Below are 22379 nucleotides of genomic sequence, written 5' to 3'. Positions count from 1 at the left end.
GGAGCTACTCCATGTCAGTCACGATGCGTGAAATGCTGGAAGCGGGTGTCCATTTCGGACACCAGACCCGCTTCTGGAACCCCAAGATGGCCCCGTTCATTTACGGCCATCGCAACAAGATCCACATCATCAACCTCGAAAAGACGCTGCCGAAGTTCGAGGAAGCGATGAAGTTCGTGCGCCAGCTCGCAGGCAAGCGCGGCACGATCCTGATGGTCGGCACCAAGCGCCAGGCGCGCGACGTCATCAACATGGAAGCGCAGCGCGCCGGCATGCCCTTCGTCGACCAGCGCTGGCTCGGCGGCATGCTGACCAACTTCAAGACCGTCAAGGGTTCGCTGAAGAAGTTGAAGGACATGCAGGCCCAGAAGGAAACCGGCCTCGAGCAGCTGACCAAGAAGGAAGCGCTGATGTTCGAACGCGAGCTGTCCAAGCTCGAGAAGGACATCGGCGGCATCCAGGACATGAACGCGCTGCCCGATGCGCTGTTCGTCATCGACGTCGGCTACCACAAGATCGCCGTCGCCGAAGCCAAGAAGCTCGGCATCCCGGTCATCGGCGTCGTCGACACCAACCACTCGCCGGACGGCATCGACTACGTGATCCCGGGCAACGACGACTCGGCCAAGGCCGTCGCGCTGTATGCCCGCGCGGTCGCCGATGCGGTCACCGATGGCAAGGCCAACGCGATCAACGAAGTCACGCAGGCCGTTGCCGGCGCCGACGAGTTCGTGGAAGTCAACGAAGACGCTTGAGGCGCCCCTCGCCCCGGTCTTGAACGAGGGGCTCTACAGCCCCTTTTTCGCAAACGTTGTTTGGAGAAATTTCAGATGGCTGCAATCACTGCAAGCATGGTCGGCGAGCTGCGCGCGAAGACCGACGCCCCGATGATGGAGTGCAAGAAGGCACTGACCGAGGCCGACGGCGACATGGGCCGCGCCGAGGAGATCCTGCGCGTCAAGCTCGGCAGCAAGGCCGGCAAGGCCGCCTCGCGCGTCACTGCCGAAGGCGTGGTGTCGGCGGTGGTCAATGGCAGCACCGGCGCGATGATCGAGGTCAACTGCGAGACCGACTTCGTCTCGAAGAACGATTCCTTCCTGGCCTTCGTCAAGTCGTGCGCCGAGCTGGTGGCCCAGCACAACCCGGCCGATGTGGCCGCGCTGTCGGCGCTGCCGCTGTCGCAGGACGGCTTCGGCCCGACGGTGGAAGACGTGCGCAAGGGCCTGATCGGCAAGATCGGCGAGAACATGGCGATCCGCCGCTTCAAGCGCTACGCCGGCGACCAGAAGCTCGCCAGCTACCTGCATGGCACGCGCATCGGCGTGGTCGTCGAGTTCACGGGCGACGACGTCGCCGCGAAGGACGTGGCGATGCACGTGGCCGCGATGAAGCCGGTCGCGCTGTCGACCGCTGACGTGCCGGCCGACAAGATCGACCTCGAGCGCAAGATCGCCACCGAGAAGGCGGCCGAGTCCGGCAAGCCGGCCGAGATCGTCGCCAAGATGGTCGAAGGTTCGGTGCAGAAGTACCTGAAGGAAGTGTCGCTGCTCGACCAGGTCTTCGTGAAGGCCGCCGACGGCAAGCAGACCGTCGGCGCGATGCTGAAGGACAAGGCGACGACGGTGAAGGGCTTCACCCTCTACGTCGTCGGCGAAGGCATCGAGAAGAAGGTCGACGACTTCGCGGCCGAAGTGGCGGCGCAGGTCGCTGCCGCGAAGGGCCAGTAAGCCCTTCGTTGCCGCCAGGTAAAGCGCCTGGCGGCCCGGGCGCCGCGCCTCGCGGCGCCCTTTAAACTCCCCTTTTTGTGCCCGACCCCGAGCGGAGAAACCGAACGCATGCCCGCCTACAAGCGCCTCCTGCTGAAACTCTCGGGTGAAGCCCTGATGGGCGACGACGCCTACGGCATCAACCGCGCGACGATCGTGCGCATCGTGCGCGAGGTGCAGGAGATCACCGCGCTGGGCTGCGAGGTCGCCGTGGTGATCGGCGGCGGCAACATCTTCCGCGGCGTCGCCGGCGGCTCGGTCGGCATGGACCGAGCGACCGCCGACTACATGGGCATGCTGGCCACCGTGATGAACGCGCTGGCGCTGGCCGACACGATGCGCCAGGAAGGCATGACCGCGCGCGTGATGTCGGCGATCAGCATCGAGCAGGTCGTCGAGCCCTATGTGCGGCCGAAAGCCCTGCAGTACCTCGAGGAAGGCAAGATCGTCATCTTCGCCGCAGGCACCGGCAACCCGTTCTTCACCACCGACACCGCGGCCGCGCTGCGTGGCGCCGAGATCGGCGCGGAGATCGTGCTGAAGGCGACCAAGGTCGATGGCGTCTACACCGCCGATCCGAAGAAGGACCCGACGGCGACGCGCTACGCCAGCGTCACGTTCGATGAAGCGATCACCCGCAACCTGCAGGTGCTGGACGCGACCGCGTTCGCGCTGTGCCGCGATCAGAAGCTGCCGATCAAGGTGTTCTCGATCTTCAAGCCCGGTGCGCTCAAGCGCGTGGTGCTGGGGCAGGACGAGGGCACGCTGGTCCACGTTTGAGAGCTGAGGAGTCATCACCATGACGATCGCCGAGATCAAGAAGAACGCCGAGTTCAAGATGGCCAAGACCACCGAGGCGCTGCGCAGCGAGCTGCAGAAGATCCGCACCGGTCGCGCGCATCCGGGCATCCTCGACCAGGTGCACGTCGACTACTACGGCTCGATGGTGCCGATCAGCCAGGTCGCCAACGTCTCGTTGCTCGATGCGCGAACGATCGGCGTGCAGCCCTGGGAAAAGGGCATGGGCCCGAAGATCGAGAAGGCCATCCGCGAGAGCGAGCTCGGCCTGAATCCGTCGAGCCAGGGTGACCTGCTGCGCGTGCCGATGCCGGCGTTGACCGAGGAGCGGCGCAAGGAACTGACCAAGGTCGCGCGCCACGAGGGCGAGGAAGCCAAGATCGCCGTGCGCAACCTGCGCCGCGATGCCAACGAGCACCTGAAGAAGCTGCTGAAGGACAAGCTGGCGACCGAGGACGAGGAACGCCGCGCGCAGGACGAGGTGCAGAAGCTGACCGACCGCACCGTCGCCGAGATCGACAAGCTCGTGCATTCGAAAGAAGCCGACATCATGGCGGTCTGAGCACCGCCCGAAGCCCGCCGTGCATCGCGACCTGTCGATTCCGCAGCACGTTGCCATCGTGATGGATGGCAACGGGCGCTGGGCGAAGAAACGCTTCCTGCCGCGCTTCTTCGGCCACAAGGCCGGCGTCGATGCGCTGATCCGGATCATCGACGCCTGCGCCGACCGCGGCATCCGCTACCTGACGGTCTTCGCGTTCTCGTCGGAGAACTGGAAGCGCCCGGCCGACGAGGTGTCCGGGCTGATGGGCCTGGTGCTCGTCGCGCAGGCCAAGTACATGCAGAAGATGGTCGGCAACGGCGTGCGAGTCGTGATCGCCGGCGACCGCGAGGCGGTCTCCGACCGCCTGCGCAAGGCCTGGAACGACGTCGAAGAGGCCACGAAGAGCAACCACCGCCTGACGCTGACGGTGGCCTTCAACTACGGCGGCCGCTGGGACATGGTGCAGGCCTGCCGCCGCGCGGTCGCCGACGGCCTCAAGCCCGAGCAGATCGACGAGGAAGCGCTGTCGCGCTACATGGCAATGGGCCATGCGCCCGATCCTGATCTCTTCATCCGCACCGGCGGCGAGGTCCGCATCAGCAATTTCCTGCTCTGGCAGGCCGCGTATTCGGAGCTGCTGTTCACCGATTGCCTGTGGCCCGACTTCGGCGAGGCCGAGCTCGACGCCGCACTGGCCGCCTATGCCGGGCGCGAGCGCCGCTTCGGTGCACTCAACATGGGTGCCGCCGCGCATCCGGCCTGAGCTGCGCGATGCTGCGCCAGCGCGTCATCACCGCCGTGATCCTGATGGCCGTGCTGCTGCCGGCCTTGTTCGCGCCGCATCCGATGCCCTTCGTGCTGTTCACGCTGGTGCTGATCAGCGCGGCCGGCTGGGAATGGGCGCGACTGAACGGCCTCGCGACACCGCCCGCAGCGATCGCCTGCGGCGTCGCGCTGGCCGTCGCGTGCGGGGTGGCCGGCCTGCTGGGTCCCTTGGGCGCCGGACCGGCGTGGCCATGGTGGCTCGGTGTCGCGGTCTGGGTGCTCGGCGGAGCTGCGGTGTTGCGAGGCGGCCCGGTTGGCTGGCCCGCGGTGCCCGCGGCACTGCGCGTGCTGATCGGCCTGGCGCTGCTGTGGCTGGGCTGGTGGGCACTGGCCAACGCACGGGTCATCGGCATCAATTTCCTGCTGTCGGTGCTGTGCATCGTCTGGGCCGCTGACATTGCGGCTTATTTCGGCGGCCGCGCGTTCGGCAAGCGAAAGCTGGCGCCGGCCATCAGTCCCGGCAAGAGTTGGGAAGGCGTGTTCTCCGGCATGGCCGGCGTGCTGCTGCTGGCGGCGCTGTGGCTGGCCGCCGATCAGCGCTGGGACTTCGATTCGATGAGCCTGTTCACGGTGCTGTCGCTGCGCATCGGGCTGGCCGGCATGGCGATTGCCGCGCTGGCACTGGCGGGCCTGAGCGTCGTCGGCGATCTCTTCGAGTCGCTGGTCAAGCGCGCCGCCGGCGCGAAGGATTCGAGCCACCTGCTGCCGGGACATGGTGGCGTGCTCGACCGGGTCGATGCGCTGCTGCCGGTGCTGCCGGTGGCGCTCGCGCTGGCCCACCTCTAGAAGTTGCTTGGCAGTCGTGAGAGCAGGTTGTCGATGATCCAGCGCGTATGCATTCTCGGAGCCACCGGGTCGGTGGGTCTCAGCACGCTCGAGGTGATCGCACTGCATCCCGAGCGTTTCGAGGTTTTCGCGTTGACGGCGCAGCAGCGTGTCGACGAGCTGATCGCCTTGTGCCGGCGCTGGCGTCCGCGTTTCGCGGCCGTGGCGACCGCAGCGCAGGCGCGGGAGATGCGCGCCGTGCTGCAGGCCGAGGGCGTGCGCACCGAGGTGCTGCACGGCACGCAGGCGCTGTGCGACCTCGCGGCGCATCCGGAGGTTCACAGCGTGATGGCGGCGATCGTCGGCGCCGCCGGCTTGGCCCCGTGCATCGCCGCGGCACGCGCCGGCAAGCGGCTGATGCTGGCCAACAAGGAAGCGCTCGTCGTCGGCGGCCGCTGGTTCATGCAGGCGGTGCACCAGGGCGGCGCCACACTGCTGCCGATCGACAGCGAGCACTCGGCGATCTTCCAGTGCCTGCCCGACGACCGGCGGCAGTGGCCCGAGCGCATCGATCACATCGTGCTGACGGCCTCCGGCGGGCCGTTCCGCGCGCGCGATCCACGCAGCCTCGACGACGTGACTCCCGACGAAGCCTGCGCGCACCCGAACTGGGTGATGGGCCGCAAGATCTCGGTCGACTCGGCGACGATGATGAACAAGGCGCTCGAGGTGATCGAGGCGCGCTGGCTGTTCGACCTGGCGCCCGAGCGCGTTCGCGTCGTGCTGCATCCGCAGAGCATCATCCACTCGATGGTTGTCTGCCGCGACGGCTCGGTGCTGGCGCAGCTCGGCACGCCGGACATGAAGGTGCCGATCAGCGTCGGCCTCGCGCATCCGGCGCGGCTCGAGTCGGGTGCCAGCCGGCTCGATTTCCTGGCGCTGCAGGCGCTGACCTTCGAGGCCGCTGACCATGGACGTTATCCGGCGCTCGGCCTCGCGTACGCGGCGCTGCATGCCGCCGAGGGCAGCACGACGGTGCTGAACGCAGCCAACGAGGTCGCAGTGGCCGCCTTCCTGGAGCGGCGCATCCGCTTCACCGATATCCACCGCATCAACGCCGCGATCGTCGAGGCGCTCGAGCCGCGCAGCGGCGATGCCGACAGCCTCGATGCACTGCTCGCACTCGACGCGCGCGCCCGCGCGGCGGCCCTGGCGGCCGTGGAACGGAGCCGCCGATGATCACCACCGTGCTTGCCTTCCTGTTGACGCTCGGCGTGCTGATCGTCGTGCACGAGTACGGCCACTACCGCGTCGCGGTGGCCTGCGGCGTCAGGGTATTGCGTTTCTCGATGGGCTTCGGCCGCGTGCTGTGGCGCCGCCAGGCGACGCCCGACAGCACCGAGTTCGTGCTGTCGGCGCTGCCGCTCGGTGGGTATGTGCGCATGCTCGACGAACGCGAAGGGCCGGTCGCGCCGCATGAGCTCGATCGCGCGTTCAACCGCAAGTCGCTGTGGCAGCGCACGGCGATCGTCGCCGCCGGGCCGATCGCCAACCTGCTGCTCGCCGTCGTCCTGCACGCCGCGTCGCACTGGATCGGCGTCGACGAGCCGAAGGCCTTGCTCGGCACGCCGGCCGCCGGTGGCCTGGCCGAGCGCGCCGGCATGCGCTCGGGCGACTGGGTCCTGGCCTATGGCGAGGACGATGGCGCCTGGAACGAGCTGCGTTCGCTGAGCGAATTGCGCTGGCAGGTCACGCAGCACGCCTTGCAGGGCAGGCCGCTGCGCCTGCAGGTCAGCGATGCGCGCGGCGTGCAGCGGCGCGAGATCGTGCTGGCGCTCGACCAGCTCGAGTCGAAGGAGATCGATGCGGCGATGATGAAGCGCATCGGCCTCGGCCTGCCGTTCAGCGAACCGGTGCTCGGCGAGATCAAGCCCGGCGGTCCGGGCGCAGCGGCAGGGCTGCGCAGCGGCGACCGCGTGCTGCGCATCGACGATGTGCCGATCAACGATGCCTATGCGCTGCGCGAGCGCGTCAGCGCGGCAGTCGACGGCGACACCGGCCGGCCGATGCGCTGGCGCATCGAGCGCCAGGGCCAGGGGCTCGACATCGTGGTGACGCCGCGTGTCGCGCGCGACGGTGAACGCCGTGTCGGCCGCGTCGACCTTGCGCCCGGCCAACCGCCGGCAATGGTCACCGTGCAGTTCGGCTTCATCGAAGGCCTGCAGCGCGGTGCCGCGCGCACCTGGGAGGTCTCGGTGCTGACGCTGCGCATGCTCGGCCGCATGCTGATCGGGCAGGCCTCGATCCGCAACCTGAGCGGTCCGCTGACGATCGCCGACTATGCGGGCCAATCGGTCAACCAGGGCCTCGCGTACTACCTCGGTTTCCTCGCGCTGGTCAGCGTCAGCCTGGGCGTGCTGAACCTGTTGCCGCTGCCGATGCTCGATGGCGGACACCTCATGTATTATCTTTTCGAGGGCCTGACCGGGCGCCCGGTCTCCGACCTGTGGCTCGCGCGTCTACAGCGCGGCGGCATCGCAGTCCTGCTGGCGATGATGTCGGTAGCCCTCTTCAACGACGTGGCCCGCCTGCTGGGCCTGCACTGAACCCACCCGAATGCTTTCGATTTTTCCGTCGAGTTTGAATCGCCCTGCGGCCATCGCCGTGGCCGCCATCGCGACGCTCGCGGCCCCGGCTGCGTTTGCGGTCGAGCCGTTCGCACTCGCCGACATCCGTGTCGAAGGCCTGCAGCGCACCGATCCCGGCACCGTGTTCGCCGCGCTGCCGTTTCGCGTCGGCGACACCTACACCGATGACAAGGGCGCTGCCGCGCTGCGTGCGCTGTTCGCGACCGGCCTGTTCAAGGACGTGCGCATCGAGATCGATGGCAAGGTCGCGATCGTCGTCGTCGAAGAACGCCCGGTCATCCAGTCGGTCAACTTCGCCGGCCTGAAGGAGTTCGACAAGGACACGCTGATCAAGTCGCTGAAGGATGCCGGCATCGGCGAGGGCCTGCCCTTCGACCGCGCGCTGGTCGAGCGCGCCGAGCAGGAGATCAAGCGCCAGTACCTGTCGCGCAGCCTGTACGGCGCCGAGGTCGTCACGACGATCTCGCCGGCCGAGCGCAACCGCGTCAACGTGACCTTCACGATGACCGAAGGCGACGCCGCGAAGATCAAGGACATCCGCATCGTCGGCACCAAGGCCTTCAGCGAATCGACGCTGACCGGCCTGATGGACCTGACCGTCGGCGGCTGGCTGACCTGGTACACGAAGAACGACCGCTATTCGCGCGCCAAGCTCAACGCCGACCTCGAGACGATTCGCTCGTACTACCTGAATCGCGGCTACCTCGAGTTCGAGATCGAATCGGCGCAGGTGACGATCTCGCCGGACAAGCAGGACATCTCGATCACCATCACCGTCAAGGAAGGCCAGCCCTACACGGTGACCTCGGTCAAGCTGCAGGGTGAGTACCTCGGCAAGGACGACGAGTTCAAGGAACTGGTGTCGATCAAGCCCGGCGAGCCGTATCGCGCCGCCGCGGTCGCGGAGACGACGAAGGCCATGGCCGAGCGCTTTGGCGTCTATGGCTATGCGTTCGCGCGCATCGACGCGCGGCCCGAGATCGATCGCGCGACGGGCCAGGTCGGGCTGACCCTGGCCGCCGATCCGCAACGCCGCGTCTACGTGCGGCGCATCGATGTCGCCGGCAATACGCGCACGCGCGACGAAGTGGTGCGTCGCGAGTTCCGCCAGCTCGAGTCCTCGTGGTACGACGGCGGCAAGATCAAGCTGTCGCGCGACCGGGTCGAGCGCCTGGGCTACTTCAAGGAAGTCAACGTCGACACCAACGAGGTCGCCAGCGCGCCCGACCAGGTCGACCTGGCCGTCAACGTCGTCGAGCGGCCGACCGGCAACCTGCTGTTCGGCGTCAGCTTCTCGAGCGCCGACCGGCTGGCACTGAACGCATCGATCCGCCAGGACAATGTGTTCGGCTCGGGCAACTACCTCGGCTTCGAGGTCAACACCAGCAAGAGCCAGCGCAGCCTCGTCTTCAGCACCGTCGACCCTTACTTCACTGTCGACGGCATCTCGCGCTCGCTCGACGTCTTCTACCGCACGACGCGGCCGTTCAACAGCCTGGGCGACGAGTACCAGATCAGCAACCCGGGCGCGACGGTGCGCTTCGGCGTGCCCTTCACCGAGTTCGACACGGTGTTCTTCGGCATCGGCCTGGAGCAGACGAACATCGGCACGACCGCCGGCATTCCGAACAGCTACTTCGACTACCGCTTCCGCTACGGCCCGCGCAGCACCTCGGTGCCGCTGACGCTGGGCTGGGCCCGCGACAGCCGCGACAGCGTGGTCACGCCGACCGCCGGCAAGTTCCAGCGCGTCAACCTCGAATGGAGCGTCGCCGGCGACGTGCGCTACCTGCGCTCGAACCTGCAGTGGCAGCAGTACATCCCGTTCTGGAACAACAAGATGAGCCTCGGCCTGAACGCCGAGCTCGGCTACGGCAAGGGCCTCGGCGGCCGACCGTTCCCGGTGTTCAAGAACTTCTACGGCGGCGGCCTCGGCTCGGTGCGCGTCTTCGAGCAGAACTCGCTCGGCGTCATCGATCCGACCGGTGCCTACGTCGGCGGCGCGAGCAAGCTCAACGTCAATGCCGAGCTGTACTTCCCGGTGCCGGGCACCGGCAACGACAAGTCGCTGCGCATCTTCGCGTTCGCCGATGCCGGCAACGTCTGGCGCGAGGGCGAGCGGCTGGACGCCGGCAGCCTGCGCGCGTCGGCAGGTGTCGGCCTGTCGTGGATCTCGCCGGTCGGCCCGCTGAAGCTCAGCTACGGCACCCCGGTGCGCAGCAAGCCCACGGATAGAATCCAGCGTTTCCAATTCCAGATCGGGACTGCGTTCTGATGATCACCAAGTTTTTCAAGTCCCTGGTCGTGACCGCCGCAGCCGTTGCGGCACTGGGCAGCGCGCAGGCGCAGGACCTGAAGATCGGCTACGTCAACAGCGAGCGCGTGCTGCGCGAAGCGGCACCGGCGAAAGCCGCGCTGCAGCGCATGGAAGCGGACTTCAGCAAGCGCGACAAGGACCTCAACGACCAGGGCGCCAAGCTCAAGGCGGCCGCCGACAAGCTCGAGAAAGACGCCCCGACGCTGCCCGAAGCCGAGCGCAACCGCCGCCAGCGCGAGCTGGTCGAAGCCGACCGCGACCTGCAGCGCAAGCGCCGCGAGTTCCAGGAAGACCTGAACCAGCGCCGCAACGAAGAGACCGCCGGCATCGTCGAGCGCGCCAACAAGGTCATCAAGCAGATCTTCGACGCCGAGAAGTACGACCTGATCCTGCAGGACGTCGTCTTCGCCGGCCCGCGTGTCGACATCACCGAGAAGGTGATCAAGGCGCTCAACGCCGCGCCGGCCGGCCGCTGACGGCTTCGTTTCCCGTGCGGTGATGTCACCGGTCACGCTGGCCGAGATCGTCGCCGCCCTCGGGGGCGAACTGTTCGGTGACGCGACGCTGCCGATCAGCCGGCTCGCACCGCTCGACAGAGCCGATCCCGCGGCGCTCAGCTTCCTCGCCAATCCGCGCTACGCGGCGCAGCTCGCGACGACGCAGGCCGCGGCCGTGATCGTCGCCCCGGCGCTGCGCGAGGCGGCCGCGGCCCGCGGTGCGGTCATCGTCACCGCCGACCCCTATCTGTACTTCGCGCGCCTGACGCAGTGGTGGGCCGCGCGCACGCGCCGCCGCGCCGTGGCCGGCGTGCATCCGAGCGCGGTGATCGGCGCCGGCGTGCGGCTGCATCCGAGCGCTTCGATCGGCGCCTTCGCAGTGATCGACGACGGCACCGAGATCGGCGCCGATGCCGTGATCGGCCCGCACAGTCACATCGGCGCGGACGCGTTCGTCGGCGCCGGCACGCGCTTCGGGGGTCGGGTCACGCTGGGTGACGCCTGCCGCATCGGCGCACGCGGCATCGTGCACGCCGGCGTCGTGATCGGCGCCGACGGCTTCGGCTTCGCGCCGCAAGCGCTGGACGCCGGTGGCCGCTGGGAAAAGATCGAGCAGCTGGGCGCCGTGCGCATCGGCGACGACGTCGAGATCGGCGCCAACACCTGCATCGACCGCGGCGCCCTCGACGACACGGTGATCGACGAGGGCGTCAAGCTCGACAACCTGATCCAGGTCGGCCACAACGTGCGCATCGGCGCGCATTGCGCGATGGCCGGCTGCGTCGGCATCGCCGGCTCGGCCAAGATCGGCCGCCACTGCACGGTCGGCGGCGGCGCGATCATCCTCGGCCACCTCGAGCTCGTCGACCACGTGCACATCACCGCGGCGACGGTGATCACGCGCTCGATCCTCAAGGCGGGACAGTACAGCGGCCTGTTCCCGTTCGATGACAATGCGTCCTGGGAAAAGAACGCCGCCACGCTGCGCCAGTTGCACTCGCTTCGCGAACGGCTGCGTGCGCTGGAGAAGAAATCATGACCGCCGCCGTGCTCGATATCCACAAGATCCTCAAGAAGCTGCCGCATCGCTATCCGATCCTGCTGGTCGACCGCGTCATCGAGTTCGAAGCGAACAAGCGCATCAAGGCGCTGAAGAACGTCACCATCAACGAGCCCTTCTTCATGGGCCATTTCCCGCACCGCCCGGTGATGCCGGGCGTCCTGATGCTCGAAGCGCTGGCGCAGACGGCGGCGCTGCTGTCCTTCGAATCGATGGGCGAGGACCCGGACGAGAACACCGTGGTGTATTTCGTCGGCATCGACGGTGCGCGCTTCAAACGCGTCGTCGAGCCCGGTGACCAGCTGATCCTCGAGGCCAGCCTCGAGCGCGCGAAGGCCGGCATCTACAAGTACAAGGTGCGCGCCAGCGTCGACGGCGAGACGGCCGTCGAGGCCGAGCTGATGTGCACGATGCGCAAGGTCGCCTGACGCCGGAGGAGCGCGACGATGTCCCGCATCCATGCCACCGCGATCGTCGACGTGCAGGCCGAGCTGGCCGATGACGTCACCGTCGGCCCCTATGCGGTGATCGGCGCCCATGTGCGCATCGGCGCCGGCTCGACGGTCGGCGCGCACTGCGTGATCGACGGCCACACGACGATCGGCCGCGACAACCGCATCTTCCAGTTCGCCTCGGTCGGCGCGGCGCCGCAGGACAAGAAGTACGCCGGCGAGCCGACGCTGCTGCAGATCGGCGACGGCAATACGATTCGCGAGTTCGTGACGATCAACACCGGCACCGTGCAGGACGGCGGGCTGACCAGCATCGGCGACGACAACTGGATCATGGCCTACGTGCACATCGCGCACGACTGCCACATCGCCGACCACACGATCATCGCCAACGCGGTGCAGCTCGCCGGTCACGTGCACCTGGGCGACTGGGCGTACCTGGGCGGGCTGTCCGGCGTGCACCAGTACGTGCGCGTCGGCGCGCACGCGATGGCCGGCTTCCAGACCCGGTTGTCGCAGGACGTGCCGCCGTACGTGACCTGTGCCGGCAACCCGGCCGAGGCGCAGGGCATCAATGCCGAGGGGTTGAAGCGGCGCGGCTTCAGCGCCGAGCGCATCAGCCGCATCAAGCAGATGCACCGCGCGCTGTACCGCAAGAGCCTGACGCTGGAGGCGGCGATCGCCGAGATCGAGTCAATGAAGGCCGACGCGCCGGAATCGCTGGCCGACATCGAGCTGATGCTCGGCTTCCTCGCTTCGGCCGCCCGCGGCATCGTGCGTTAGGCGCATGTCCGGCGACGCACTGCGGCTGGCGCTCGTCGCCGGCGAAGCCTCGGGCGACCTGCTCGCGTCGCTGCTGCTGGCCGGCGTGCGCCGACGCTGGCCCGATCTGCAGGCTGCCGGCATCGGCGGGCCGCGCATGGCCGCGCAGGGTTTCGACGCCTGGTGGCCGCATGAGCGGCTCTCGGTGTTCGGGTATGTCGACGCTTTCAGCCGGCTGCCCGAGCTGCTGCGCATCCGCCGCCAGCTTGCTGAGCGCCTGCTGCAGGAACGGCCGGCGGCCTTCATCGGCGTCGATGCGCCGGATTTCAACTTCGGCCTCGAGACGCGGCTGCGCGCCGGCGGCATCAAGACACTGCATTTCGTCTGCCCGTCGATCTGGGCCTGGCGTGGTGAGCGGGTGAAGAAGCTCAGCGAAGCCGCCGACCACGTGCTGTGCCTGTTCCCCTTCGAGCCCGAGCTGCTGCAGCGGCACGGCGTCGCCGCAAGTTACGTCGGCCACCCGCTGGCCGATGTGATTCCGCTCGAGCCGCCCCGTGCGGCCAGCCGCGCCGCGCTCGGCTTGGCCGATGGCGACACGGTCGTCGCGCTGCTGCCGGGCAGCCGGCGCAGCGAGATCCGCCACATCGCGCCGCTGATCCTGGCGGCTGCGGCGCTGATGTTTCGCCAGCGCCGCGAGCTGCGCTTCGTGATGCCGGTCGTACCGGGATTGCGCGGCCTGGTCGATCCGCTGCTCGGGCAGCTGGCGCCCGGCGTGCCGGTCGAGCTGCTCGACGGCCGCTCGCACGAAGCGCTGGCGGCCTGCGACGTCACGCTGGTCGCCAGCGGCACCGCGACGCTCGAAGCGGCGCTGTTCAAGCGGCCGATGGTGATCTGCTACCGCCTCGCCTGGCTGAACTGGCAGCGCATGAAGCGCATGCGCTACCAGCCCTGGGTCGGGCTGCCGAACATCCTGAGCCGCGAGTTCGTCGTGCCCGAGCTGATCCAGGACGACGCGACGCCCGAAGCACTGGCGCGCGAGGCGCTCGCATGGCTGGACAATCGGCCCCGCGTCGAAGCGGTCGAGCGCCGCTTCGCCGAACTGCACCAACTGCTGCGCCAAGACACCGCCCAACGAGCCGCCGATGCGATCGCGCAAGTCCTCGCCGCCTGACCGCAGCCCCCAAGCGCCGGCCCGCCGCGCGAAGCGTTTGCGTGCCCCACAACAGCTCGGCCTGTCGTGGGACGTGCCGGGCGGCTTGGTCGCCGGCGTCGACGAAGCCGGCCGCGGCCCGCTGGCCGGCCCGGTCGTGGCCGCGGCGGTGATCCTCGACGAGCTGCACCCGATCCGCGGCCTCGCGGATTCGAAGGTGCTGACGCCGGCGCGGCGCGAGAAGCTGTTCGACGAGATCCGCGCCAAGGCGCTGGCCTGCTGCATCGCCGAGGCCGATGTCGAGGAGATCGACCGACTGAACATCCTGCAGGCAACGATGCTGGCGATGCGCCGCGCGGTCGACGGGCTGCGCCTGGTGCCGCACAAGGTGCTGGTCGACGGCAACCGGCTGCCGGTGCTGCGCATGCCGGGCGAGGCGATCGTCAAGGGCGATGCGCTGGTGGCCTCGATCTCGGCGGCGTCGATCCTCGCGAAGGTGCACCGCGACCGCTTGTGCCTCGAGCTGCACGAGCGCTATCCCGCCTATGGCTTCGCCGCGCACAAGGGCTATGCCACGGCCGAACACCTCGAAGCCTTGCGGGTGCATGGCGCCTGCGACATCCACCGCCGCAGCTACGCACCGGTGCGCGTGGCGCTCGGCCTGCCGGTCGATGCACTGGCGGCGGCGCAGGCGGTCGCCGACGTGATCGACGACGAGGATCGACGGTGACGTCGCCGGTCGCGCAGGCAATCACCGCCCGCGACAACCCGTTGCTGGTGCGCCTGCGCAAGCTGCTGCGCGACGGAGCCGGCTACCGCAAGGACGGCCAGGTGTGGCTCGAGGGCGAACACCTGTGCAGTGCGCTGCGCGCGCGCGGTGAGCGGCCGGCGCAGGCGCTGGTCGCCGAATCGGCCTGGGGTCGTGCGGCGCTGCGCTCGCTGGCCGAATGGGCGCCGCGTGTCGCCGTGGTGCCCGACGCGCTGTTCGACAGCGTCAGCGCACTCGAATCGCCCGGCCGCATCGGCTTCCTGTGGGCGCTGCCGGCCGCGCCCGACATCGACGGCCGGCTCGCCAGCATCGTGCTCGACCGCGTGCAGGATGCCGGCAACGTCGGCAGCCTGCTGCGCAGCGCATCGGCGTTCGGCTTCACGCAAGTGCTGGCGCTGCGTGGCACCGCATCACTGTGGTCGCCGAAGGTGTTGCGCGCCGGCATGGGCGCGCACTTCGCGCTGCGGCTGATCGAGGGGCTGCAGCCGGCAGACATCGATCGGCTGCAGGTGCCCTGCATCGGCAGCAGCCTGCAGGCGAGCGCGCCGCTGCATCGCACGGCGCTGCCGTGGCCCTGCGCGTGGTTGTTCGGCCATGAAGGGCAGGGTGTCGACCCGGCGTTGCAGGCGCGCTGCGCGCAACTGGTGCGCATCGCGCAGCCGGGCGGCGAGGAATCGCTGAACGTCGCCGCGGCGGCGGCGATCTGCCTGCACGAATCGATGCGCGGGGCGGACGCCGGTCAATAGATCAGCCGGTCCGGCCGGATGTCGCGCAGGATCGTCGTCGCGATCTCCTCGATCGACTTGTGCGTGGAACTCAGCCACGAGACGCCGTGGCGCCGCATCATCGCTTCGGCCTCGCGCACCTCGTAGCGGCAGTTGTCGAGCGAGGCGTATTTGCTGTCAGGCCGGCGCTCGTTGCGGATCTGGCGCAGCCGCTCCGGATCGATCGTCAGGCCGAAACACTTGGCCAGGTGCTGCGACAGCGACCCCGGCAGCTTGCCGCGCTCGAAGTCCTCCGGAATCAGCGGATAGTTCGCGGCCTTGATGCCGTGCTGCATCGCCAGGTACAGCGAGGTCGGCGTCTTGCCGCTGCGGCTGACGCCGAGCAGGATCACGTCGGCCTGCGCCAGGTTGCGCGCCGACTGGCCATCGTCGTGGGCCAGCGAGAAGTTGATGGCCTCGATGCGATCGTTGTACTCGGAGCTCTTCGCGGCATCCGAGAAGCGGCCGACGCGGTGGTTCGACTTGATGCCGAATTCGGCCTCCAGCGGCTCGACGAAGGCGCGGAACATGTCCAGTACCAGGCCGCGGCAATTGTCGGAGGTGACGATGTCGCGCACCTCGTCGCTGACCAGCGTGATGAAGACGATCGGCCGCTTGCCTTCGCTGGCCGCGACGCCGTTGATCTCGTCGACCACCGCGCGCGCCTTGTCGATGGTGTCGATGAACGGCCGCCGCACGTGCCGGGGCTTGGCCGCGAACTGCGCCAGGATCGAGTTGCCGAAGGTCTCGGCGGTGATGCCGGTCCCGTCCGAGACAAAGAACACACTTCGTAGGGGCATGGCGGGGCGGCCGGCAGGCGTCGATTCAGCAGCGGTTCAGGATGATAGGTGTTTCATCCCTAGAATCCAGGCCCAGCGCTTTTCGCAGTTGACTGCCCCTCGATGAGCCCCTCCCGCCTCGTACAAGAATCGACAAACGCTGGAGCGTGGGCCCGTGGTGCAGCCTGGACGGCACCGGTTTCTCACCATCACGGAGCTTTCCCATGTCTGCAACCCCCCTGGCGACCGCCTTGGTCGTACCGTTTGAACACCTGAGGATGACCGACGTCGAGGTCGTTGGCGGCAAGAACGCCAGCCTCGGTGAAATGATCAGCCAGCTGGCCGCTTCCGGCGTGCGCGTGCCCGGCGGCTTCGCGACCACCGCGCTCGCCTTCCGCCGCTTCCTCGAGCACGGCGGCCTGACCGCGAAGATCAACGCGCGCCTCGCGGCCCTGAACACCGACGACGTCAAGGCGCTGGCCGAAGCCGGCGCCGAGATCCGCGGCTGGCTGATCGACGCGCCGTTCCCGGCCGATTTCGAAGCCGCGGTGCGGCAGGCCTTCGCGACGCTCGAAGGCGACGGTCCCGCCGGCAGCTTCGCGGTGCGCTCGTCGGCCACCGCCGAGGACCTGCCCGACGCCTCGTTCGCCGGCCAGCAGGAGACCTTCCTGAACGTGCACGGCATCGACGACGTGCTGCACAAGATGAAGGAAGTCTTCGCGTCGCTCTACAACGACCGCGCGATCAGCTACCGCGTGCACAAGGGCTTCGCGCATGCCGATGTCGCGTTGTCGGCCGGCGTGCAGCGCATGGTGCGCTCCGACCTCGGCGCCGCCGGCGTGATGTTCACGATCGACACGGAATCGGGCTTCGAGGACGTCGTCTTCATCACCTCCAGCTACGGCCTGGGCGAGACGGTGGTGCAGGGCGCCGTGAACCCCGACGAGTTCTACGTGCACAAGCCCGGGCTGAAGGCCGGCAAGCAGTCGGTCATCCGCCGCACGCTTGGCTCGAAGCTGATCCGCATGGAGTTCGCGTCCGACGCCGAGCGCGCCGCCAGCGGCAAGCTGGTCAAGACGGTCGACACGCCGCCGGAGCAGCGCAACCGCTATTCGCTGAATGACGCGGACACGATCGAGCTCGCGAAGTACGCGCTGATCATCGAGCAGCACTACAAGCGCCCGATGGACATCGAGTGGGGCAAGGACGGCATCGACGGCAAGCTCTACATCCTGCAGGCCCGCCCCGAGACGGTGAAGAGCCAGGCGGTCGGCCAGGTCGAGCACCGCTACAAGCTCAAGGGCCAGAGCGCCGTGCTGGCCGAGGGCCGCGCGATCGGCCAGAAGATCGGCACCGGCCCGGTTCGGCTGGTGACCTCGATCGCCGAGATGGATCGCGTGCAGCCCGGCGACGTGCTGGTCACCGACATGACCGACCCGAACTGGGAGCCGGTGATGAAGCGGGCCTCGGCGATCGTCACCAACCGCGGCGGCCGCACCTGCCACGCGGCGATCATCGCGCGTGAGCTCGGCATCCCGGCGGTCGTCGGCTGCGGCGACGCGACCGACAAGCTGGCCGACGGCGCGCTGGTGACGGTGGTCTGCTCCGAGGGCGACACCGGCTACATCTACGACGGCCTGCTCGAGACCGAGGTCAGCGAGGTGCGCCGCGGCGAGCTGCCGTACTGCCCGATCAAGATCATGATGAACGTCGGCAACCCGACGCTGGCCTTCGACTTCGCGCAGATCCCGAACTCGGGCGTCGGCCTGGCGCGGCTCGAGTTCATCATCAACAACAACATCGGCGTGCACCCGAAGGCGATCCTCGACTATCCCAACGTCGACCCGGACCTGAAGAAGGCGGTCGAGTCGGTGGCCCGAGGCCATGCGTCGCCGCGCGCGTTCTATGTCGACAAGCTCGCCGAGGGCGTGGCGACGATCGCCGCGGCGTTCTGGCCCAAGCCGGTGATCGTTCGGCTGTCCGACTTCAAGAGCAACGAGTACCGCAAGCTGATCGGCGGCAAGCGCTACGAGCCCGACGAAGAGAACCCGATGCTCGGCTTCCGCGGCGCGTCGCGCTACATCAGCGGCGAGTTCGCCGACGCCTTCGGCATGGAGTGCGAGGCGATCAAGCGCGTGCGCAACGACATGGGGCTGAACAACGTCGAGATCATGGTGCCCTTCGTGCGCACGGTGCGCCAGGCCGAGCGCGTCGCCAAGCTGCTGGCCGATCGTGGCCTCGAGCGCGGCAAGGACGGCGTGCGCCTGATCATGATGTGCGAGGTGCCGAGCAACGCGATCCTCGCCGAACAGTTCCTCGAGCATTTCGACGGCATGTCGATCGGCTCGAATGACCTGACGCAGCTGACGCTGGGGCTGGACCGCGATTCCGGGCTCGAGCAGCTGGCCGAGGACTTCGACGAGCGTGATCCGGCCGTCAAGGCGATGATCTCGCGCGCGATCGCCGCCTGCCGCGCCACCGGCAAGTACATCGGCATCTGCGGCCAGGGGCCCAGCGACCATCCGGACTTCGCCGACTGGCTGGCCGCGGAAGGCATCGTGTCGATCTCGCTGAATCCGGACTCGGTGGTCGACACCTGGGTCCGGCTGGCCGGGCGCTGAAAGCGGGCGAGGGCGGTCTTGGACGACACCGGCCAGCCGCCGCCCCCGCAAACCACCCGCAGCTTCGCGCGCAGCCTGCACCGGCGCTATGCGCTGTTCACCGCCGGTGTCGTGCTGTTCGTCATCGTGCTTGCGCTCGGCGAGCGTGCCGGCTGGCCGCGGCACGGCATCGGCGCGAGCTTCCTGATCGCCACGGTGCTGATCTATGCGGCGATCGGCCTGCTGAGCCGCACCACCGACGAGGCCGAGTACTACGTCGCCGGCCGCCGCGTGCCGGCGATGTACAACGGCATGGCGACCGCGGCCGACTGGATGTCGGCGGCGTCCTTCATCGGCACCGCCGGCGTGCTGTACCTGCAGGGCTTTGCCGGCCTGGCCTACATCCTCGGCTGGACCGGCGGCTTCTGCCTGGTTGCGCTGCTGCTCGCGCCCTACCTGCGCCGCTTCGGCCAGTACACGGTGCCTGACTTCCTCGGCGCGCGCTACGGCGGCCAGCTGCCGCGGCTGATCGGCGTCGGCGCGACCGTGCTGGTGTCCTTCGTCTACGTCGTCGTGCAGGTCTACGGCGTCGGGTTGATCACTTCGCACCTCACCGGCTTCAACTTCGAGATCGGCATCTTCGTCGGGCTGGGCGGCGTGCTGGTCTGCTCGTTCCTCGGCGGCATGCGCGCGGTCACCTGGACGCAGGTGGCGCAGTACATCGTCCTGATCATTGCGTATGTCGTGCCGGTGCTGTGGCTCAGCGTCAACCAGACCGGCTCGTGGGTGCCGTGGCTGAGCTATGGCCAGCAGCTCGCGGTCGTCACGCAGCGCGAAGGGGAGCTGCGGGCCGATCCGCGCGAGCTCGACGTGCAGCGCCTGTGGGCGCAGCGTGCCGACGATGCCCGCCGCAAGCTCGCCGACGTGCCCGCGGCGATGGTCGCCGATGCCGAGCGGCTGGCGCGCGAGGCCGACCGGCTGCGCGCCGAGAACGCACCGCTGGCCGAGATCCAGCAGGCCGAGCGCGGCCTGCAGCGGCTGCCGCGCACGGTGGCCGATGCGCGCGCCGGGTATCAGCGCGAGCTGACGCTGGCCGATGCGCAGTCGCGCCCGATGGCCGGCATCGCGCCGCAGACCGACCCTTTCGCGGCCGTCGCCGGCGCGTCGACCGGCAGCCCCGAATCGCCGCCGCGGCGCAACTTCCTCGCGCTGGTGTTCTGCCTGATGCTCGGCACCGCGGCGATGCCGCACGTGCTGACGAGGTACTACACGACGCCCGGCGTCGCGTCGGCGCGGCGCTCGGTCGGCTGGTCGCTGTCGTTCATCGTGCTGCTGTACCTGTGTGCGCCGGTGCTCGCGGTGCTGGTCAAGTACCAGGTCTTCACCGAGCTCGTCGGCACCTCGTTCGGCGCGCTGCCGGACTGGATCCGGCGCTGGTCGAAGCTCGATTCCGGGCTGGTGTCGGTGCAGGACATCAATGCCGACGGCATCCTGCAGCTGTCGGAGCTGCGGCTGGCCGGCGACATGATCGTGCTCGCCGCGCCCGAGCTCGGCGGGCTGCCGCTGGTCGTGACCTACCTCGTCGCGGCCGGCGGGCTGGCGGCGGCGCTGTCGACCGCCGACGGGCTGCTGCTGACGATCTCCAACGCGCTGTCGCACGACCTGTACTACCGCGTGCTGAACCCGCGTGCGTCGGCCGTCAAGCGGGTGATGCTGTCGAAGATGATGGTGCTGGTCGCCGCGGTCGCCGCGGCCTGGGTCGCCTCGCTGCGCATTGCCGGCATCCTGCCCTTCGTCTCGGCGGCGTTCTCGCTCGCCGCCGCGGCCTTCTTCCCGGCGCTGGTGCTCGGGATCTTCTGGCGCCGCGCGACCCGCGCCGGCGCCACCGCCGGCATGCTCGCCGGCCTCGCGGTCTGCGTCGGCTACATGATCGCCGGGCTGCCGGCGGCGCGCATGTGGCTCGGGCTGTCGCCGCAACCGCTGCGCTGGTTCGGCATCGATCCGGTGTCGGCCGGCGTGTTCGGCGTGCCGGCCGGTGCGCTGGTGCTGATCGTCGTCAGCCTGTTGAGCCGGCGCCCCGGCCCGGCCGAATCGTCGCTGGTCGAGCAACTGCACCAGCCGGTGCCGGCGCGCCATCCGGGAACTGCCGCGAGCCCGACGAGCGGGCTATAATCGCCGGCTTTTCCCGGACTGGCCATGCCTTGAAGGCGGTCACGTCCACTTGCCACACCAGCTCCTGACGCTGCTGGGTGGCTTCCGATCCACGGAACCCACAAGGAGTGTTCATGCGTCATTACGAGATCGTGCTCGTGATCCACCCGGATCAAAGCGAGCAGGTTCCGGCCATGCTGGAACGATACAAGGGCATCGTCGCCGCTGCCGGCGGCAAGCTGCACCGGGTCGAGGACTGGGGCCGCCGCCAGCTGGCCTACCAGATTCAGAAGCTCGCCAAGGCGCACTACGTGTGCCTGAACATCGAGGTCTCGAACGAGACCTTGATCGAGATCGAGACCGGCTTCCGCTACAACGACGCCGTGCTGCGCCACCTGACGGTGGCCAAGGCCAAGGCCGAGACCACGCCTTCGGTGATGATGAAGGCGGTCGAGAAGGAAGAAGCCCGCAAGGCCGCCCAGGAGACCAGCGCCTGACATCGGCAACCGCCGCCGCGACCGAGCCGGTCGCGCCGTCGATGAACCGGCTGGTTCTGACGGCGCAACTGGTCGAACGAGGTGCGATGCGCTACACGCCCGCCGGCTTGCCGGCCCTCGACCTGAGACTCCAGCACGAGTCGACGGTCAGCCAGGATGGTTCCCCGCGCAAGGTCTCGATGGAGATCAAGGCACTGGGCATCGGGGCGATCACGCAGCACCTGGGCGCGCTGGCGCTGGGCAGCCAAGGCACTTTCGCCGGCTTCCTGGCCACAGCACGCAACGGACGCGGACTGCTGTTCCATGTCACCGCCCTGGATTTCGGCCTCGAGTCCTCGAGCCCCAACGTTTCGCAAGATTGAGAGAGGTGCACCATGCCCCCGCCCCGTGGTAAAGGTAAGTTTTCCAAGGACCGCAAGCCCAAGCGCAACCAGCAATCGCTGCTGTTCAAGCGCAAGCGCTTCTGCCGCTTCACCGTCGCCGGTGTCGAAGAGATCGACTACAAGGATGTCGACGTGCTGCGTGACTTCGTCGGCGAGAACGGCAAGATCACGCCGGCCCGCCTGACCGGCACCCGCGCGTACTACCAGCGCCAGCTGACCACCGCGATCAAGCGCGCCCGCTTCCTGGCGCTGCTGCCGTACAGCGACCAGCATCGCGTCTGAGCCAGGAGAGAACAACATGCAAGTGATCCTGCTCGACAAGGTCGCCAACCTCGGCAACCTGGGTGATGTGGTCAAGGTCAAGGACGGCTACGCCCGCAATTTCCTGATCCCGACCAAGCGCGCCCGCCGCGCGACCGACACCGCGATCAAGGAATTCGAAGCGCGCCGTGCCGAGCTCGAGAAGGTCGCCGCCGACAAGCTCACCGCCGCGCAAGCGCTCGGCGAGAAGCTGTCCGGCAAGACCGTGACGATCTCGCAGAAGGCCGGCGTCGACGGCCGCCTGTTCGGCTCGGTGACCAACGCCGACATCGCCGACGCGCTGAAGAAGACCGGCTTCGACATCGCCAAGGCCCAGGTGCGTTTGCCCACCGGTCCGCTCAAGACCGTTGGCGAGCACCCGGTGTCGGTGGCACCGCACACCGACGTGGTCGTCGAAGTCACGGTGCACGTGGTGGCCGAGGCCGAATAAGCCTGCGGCTCCCAGCACCCGAAGGGCCGGCAACGCCGGCCCTTTTCCCGAAAGGGGCCGGCATTGCCGGCCCTTTTTCGTTGGTGCGGCGATTTCGGTGG

At 68.4% G+C, this 22379-nt stretch carries 23 protein-coding genes; 22 read left to right on the top strand and 1 reads right to left on the bottom strand.

What is annotated here, in order from left to right; genetic code table 11:
• The first annotated feature begins 11 nt into the window (after nt 1-11).
• The 16 genes from rpsB to HLB44_RS16375 all read left to right on the top strand — a co-directional run bounded on the left by rpsB (nt 12) and on the right by HLB44_RS16375 (nt 15099).
• Nucleotides 12-755: a 30S ribosomal protein S2 gene (gene rpsB, locus HLB44_RS16450; RefSeq protein WP_173124455.1), complete on the top strand. Its 744-nt coding sequence runs from the start codon at nt 12-14 to the stop codon at nt 753-755.
• A gap of 75 nt (nt 756-830) precedes the next feature.
• Nucleotides 831-1727, top strand: coding sequence for a translation elongation factor Ts (tsf, locus tag HLB44_RS16445; RefSeq protein ID WP_173124453.1), 897 nt, complete (start codon nt 831-833; stop codon nt 1725-1727).
• A gap of 108 nt (nt 1728-1835) precedes the next feature.
• Nucleotides 1836-2546 (top strand): UMP kinase, encoded by a 711-nt coding sequence (pyrH, locus tag HLB44_RS16440; protein ID WP_173124451.1) that lies wholly within the window; start codon nt 1836-1838, stop codon nt 2544-2546.
• A gap of 19 nt (nt 2547-2565) precedes the next feature.
• Nucleotides 2566-3126 (top strand): ribosome recycling factor, encoded by a 561-nt coding sequence (gene frr, locus HLB44_RS16435; protein WP_173124449.1) that lies wholly within the window; start codon nt 2566-2568, stop codon nt 3124-3126.
• 19 nt (nt 3127-3145) lie between these two features.
• Complete coding sequence (uppS, locus tag HLB44_RS16430) at nt 3146-3871, top strand: polyprenyl diphosphate synthase (RefSeq protein ID WP_343051350.1); 726 nt, start codon at nt 3146-3148, stop codon at nt 3869-3871.
• Between the two features lie 8 nt (nt 3872-3879).
• Nucleotides 3880-4719 (top strand): phosphatidate cytidylyltransferase, encoded by an 840-nt coding sequence (locus HLB44_RS16425; protein ID WP_173124447.1) that lies wholly within the window; start codon nt 3880-3882, stop codon nt 4717-4719.
• 33 nt (nt 4720-4752) lie between these two features.
• Nucleotides 4753-5937, top strand: a complete 1185-nt coding sequence (gene ispC / locus HLB44_RS16420; protein ID WP_173124445.1) for a 1-deoxy-D-xylulose-5-phosphate reductoisomerase — start codon at nt 4753-4755, stop codon at nt 5935-5937.
• Complete coding sequence (gene rseP / locus HLB44_RS16415; protein WP_173124443.1) at nt 5934-7304, top strand: RIP metalloprotease RseP; 1371 nt, start codon at nt 5934-5936, stop codon at nt 7302-7304. Before ispC ends, rseP begins: the two co-directional genes overlap by 4 nt.
• Before the next feature lie 10 nt (nt 7305-7314).
• Entirely contained in the window at nt 7315-9621 is a 2307-nt protein-coding gene (bamA, locus tag HLB44_RS16410; protein WP_173124441.1) for an outer membrane protein assembly factor BamA, read from the top strand.
• On the top strand, nt 9621-10139 hold the full coding sequence (locus tag HLB44_RS16405; RefSeq protein WP_173124440.1) for an OmpH/Skp family outer membrane protein: 519 nt from the start codon (nt 9621-9623) through the stop codon (nt 10137-10139). Before bamA ends, HLB44_RS16405 begins: the two co-directional genes overlap by 1 nt.
• Before the next feature lie 22 nt (nt 10140-10161).
• Entirely contained in the window at nt 10162-11199 is a 1038-nt protein-coding gene (gene lpxD, locus HLB44_RS16400; protein ID WP_173124438.1) for a UDP-3-O-(3-hydroxymyristoyl)glucosamine N-acyltransferase, read from the top strand.
• The gene (fabZ, locus tag HLB44_RS16395; protein WP_173124436.1) at nt 11196-11648 is read left to right on the top strand and encodes a 3-hydroxyacyl-ACP dehydratase FabZ; all 453 of its coding nucleotides are present in this window, start codon (nt 11196-11198) and stop codon (nt 11646-11648) included. Before lpxD ends, fabZ begins: the two co-directional genes overlap by 4 nt.
• Before the next feature lie 18 nt (nt 11649-11666).
• A complete protein-coding gene (gene lpxA / locus HLB44_RS16390) occupies nt 11667-12455 on the top strand; it encodes an acyl-ACP--UDP-N-acetylglucosamine O-acyltransferase (RefSeq protein WP_173124434.1) in 789 nt (262 codons plus the stop codon).
• Nucleotides 12456-12459: 4 nt separating this feature from the next.
• Nucleotides 12460-13605, top strand: coding sequence for a lipid-A-disaccharide synthase (lpxB, locus tag HLB44_RS16385; protein WP_173124432.1), 1146 nt, complete (start codon nt 12460-12462; stop codon nt 13603-13605).
• Nucleotides 13577-14314: a ribonuclease HII gene (gene rnhB / locus HLB44_RS16380; protein ID WP_173124430.1), complete on the top strand. Its 738-nt coding sequence runs from the start codon at nt 13577-13579 to the stop codon at nt 14312-14314. The genes lpxB and rnhB overlap by 29 nt, the downstream gene beginning before the upstream one ends.
• Nucleotides 14311-15099 (top strand): TrmH family RNA methyltransferase, encoded by a 789-nt coding sequence (locus tag HLB44_RS16375; protein ID WP_173124428.1) that lies wholly within the window; start codon nt 14311-14313, stop codon nt 15097-15099. Before rnhB ends, HLB44_RS16375 begins: the two co-directional genes overlap by 4 nt.
• On the opposite strand, the gene ppsR is transcribed toward HLB44_RS16375, so the two are convergent.
• Nucleotides 15093-15917, bottom strand: a complete 825-nt coding sequence (ppsR, locus tag HLB44_RS16370) for a posphoenolpyruvate synthetase regulatory kinase/phosphorylase PpsR (protein ID WP_173124426.1) — start codon at nt 15915-15917, stop codon at nt 15093-15095. The genes HLB44_RS16375 and ppsR overlap by 7 nt on opposite strands.
• A 203-nt stretch (nt 15918-16120) precedes the next feature.
• On the opposite strand from ppsR, the gene ppsA reads away from it, so the two are divergent.
• From ppsA to rplI, 6 genes are all read left to right on the top strand, one after another.
• A complete protein-coding gene (gene ppsA / locus HLB44_RS16365; protein ID WP_173124424.1) occupies nt 16121-18517 on the top strand; it encodes a phosphoenolpyruvate synthase in 2397 nt (798 codons plus the stop codon).
• Nucleotides 18518-18535: 18 nt separating this feature from the next.
• Nucleotides 18536-20668 carry a VC_2705 family sodium/solute symporter gene (locus HLB44_RS16360; protein WP_173124422.1) on the top strand — a complete coding sequence of 711 codons (2133 nt, stop codon included), beginning with the start codon at nt 18536-18538 and terminating at the stop codon, nt 20666-20668.
• A 113-nt stretch (nt 20669-20781) separates the two neighbouring features.
• Nucleotides 20782-21144, top strand: a complete 363-nt coding sequence (gene rpsF, locus HLB44_RS16355; protein WP_173124420.1) for a 30S ribosomal protein S6 — start codon at nt 20782-20784, stop codon at nt 21142-21144.
• 41 nt (nt 21145-21185) lie between these two features.
• The gene (gene priB / locus HLB44_RS16350; protein ID WP_173124418.1) at nt 21186-21506 is read left to right on the top strand and encodes a primosomal replication protein N; all 321 of its coding nucleotides are present in this window, start codon (nt 21186-21188) and stop codon (nt 21504-21506) included.
• A 12-nt stretch (nt 21507-21518) separates the two neighbouring features.
• Nucleotides 21519-21809, top strand: a complete 291-nt coding sequence (gene rpsR, locus HLB44_RS16345; protein ID WP_173124416.1) for a 30S ribosomal protein S18 — start codon at nt 21519-21521, stop codon at nt 21807-21809.
• A gap of 16 nt (nt 21810-21825) precedes the next feature.
• Nucleotides 21826-22278, top strand: coding sequence for a 50S ribosomal protein L9 (gene rplI / locus HLB44_RS16340; RefSeq protein ID WP_173124414.1), 453 nt, complete (start codon nt 21826-21828; stop codon nt 22276-22278).
• Nucleotides 22279-22379 lie beyond the last annotated feature (101 nt).

The organism is Pseudaquabacterium terrae, assembly GCF_013266755.1.
GTDB classification, from domain to species: Bacteria; Pseudomonadota; Gammaproteobacteria; order Burkholderiales; family Burkholderiaceae_C; genus Pseudaquabacterium; species Pseudaquabacterium terrae.
Note: the sequence above shows the minus strand (reverse complement) of the source record. Positions and strands in the feature narration are given on the sequence as shown.

What these genes read in the sequence shown, in the direction of transcription:
- rpsB (WP_173124455.1), top strand. Translation starts at nt 12, where the DNA reads ATGTCAGTCACGATGCGTGAAATGCTGGAAGCGGGTGTCCATTTCGGA.
- ppsA (WP_173124424.1), top strand. Translation starts at nt 16,121, where the DNA reads ATGTCTGCAACCCCCCTGGCGACCGCCTTGGTCGTACCGTTTGAACAC.
- bamA (WP_173124441.1), top strand. Translation starts at nt 7,315, where the DNA reads ATGCTTTCGATTTTTCCGTCGAGTTTGAATCGCCCTGCGGCCATCGCC.
- tsf (WP_173124453.1), top strand. Translation starts at nt 831, where the DNA reads ATGGCTGCAATCACTGCAAGCATGGTCGGCGAGCTGCGCGCGAAGACC.
- rpsR (WP_173124416.1), top strand. Translation starts at nt 21,519, where the DNA reads ATGCCCCCGCCCCGTGGTAAAGGTAAGTTTTCCAAGGACCGCAAGCCC.
- rnhB (WP_173124430.1), top strand. Translation starts at nt 13,577, where the DNA reads ATGCGATCGCGCAAGTCCTCGCCGCCTGACCGCAGCCCCCAAGCGCCG.
- priB (WP_173124418.1), top strand. Translation starts at nt 21,186, where the DNA reads ATGAACCGGCTGGTTCTGACGGCGCAACTGGTCGAACGAGGTGCGATG.
- HLB44_RS16425 (WP_173124447.1), top strand. Translation starts at nt 3,880, where the DNA reads ATGCTGCGCCAGCGCGTCATCACCGCCGTGATCCTGATGGCCGTGCTG.
- lpxA (WP_173124434.1), top strand. Translation starts at nt 11,667, where the DNA reads ATGTCCCGCATCCATGCCACCGCGATCGTCGACGTGCAGGCCGAGCTG.
- rpsF (WP_173124420.1), top strand. Translation starts at nt 20,782, where the DNA reads ATGCGTCATTACGAGATCGTGCTCGTGATCCACCCGGATCAAAGCGAG.
- HLB44_RS16405 (WP_173124440.1), top strand. Translation starts at nt 9,621, where the DNA reads ATGATCACCAAGTTTTTCAAGTCCCTGGTCGTGACCGCCGCAGCCGTT.
- rseP (WP_173124443.1), top strand. Translation starts at nt 5,934, where the DNA reads ATGATCACCACCGTGCTTGCCTTCCTGTTGACGCTCGGCGTGCTGATC.
- lpxB (WP_173124432.1), top strand. Translation starts at nt 12,460, where the DNA reads ATGTCCGGCGACGCACTGCGGCTGGCGCTCGTCGCCGGCGAAGCCTCG.
- ppsR (WP_173124426.1), bottom strand. Translation starts at nt 15,917, where the DNA reads ATGCCCCTACGAAGTGTGTTCTTTGTCTCGGACGGGACCGGCATCACC.
- lpxD (WP_173124438.1), top strand. Translation starts at nt 10,162, where the DNA reads ATGTCACCGGTCACGCTGGCCGAGATCGTCGCCGCCCTCGGGGGCGAA.
- rplI (WP_173124414.1), top strand. Translation starts at nt 21,826, where the DNA reads ATGCAAGTGATCCTGCTCGACAAGGTCGCCAACCTCGGCAACCTGGGT.
- frr (WP_173124449.1), top strand. Translation starts at nt 2,566, where the DNA reads ATGACGATCGCCGAGATCAAGAAGAACGCCGAGTTCAAGATGGCCAAG.
- pyrH (WP_173124451.1), top strand. Translation starts at nt 1,836, where the DNA reads ATGCCCGCCTACAAGCGCCTCCTGCTGAAACTCTCGGGTGAAGCCCTG.
- fabZ (WP_173124436.1), top strand. Translation starts at nt 11,196, where the DNA reads ATGACCGCCGCCGTGCTCGATATCCACAAGATCCTCAAGAAGCTGCCG.
- ispC (WP_173124445.1), top strand. Translation starts at nt 4,753, where the DNA reads ATGATCCAGCGCGTATGCATTCTCGGAGCCACCGGGTCGGTGGGTCTC.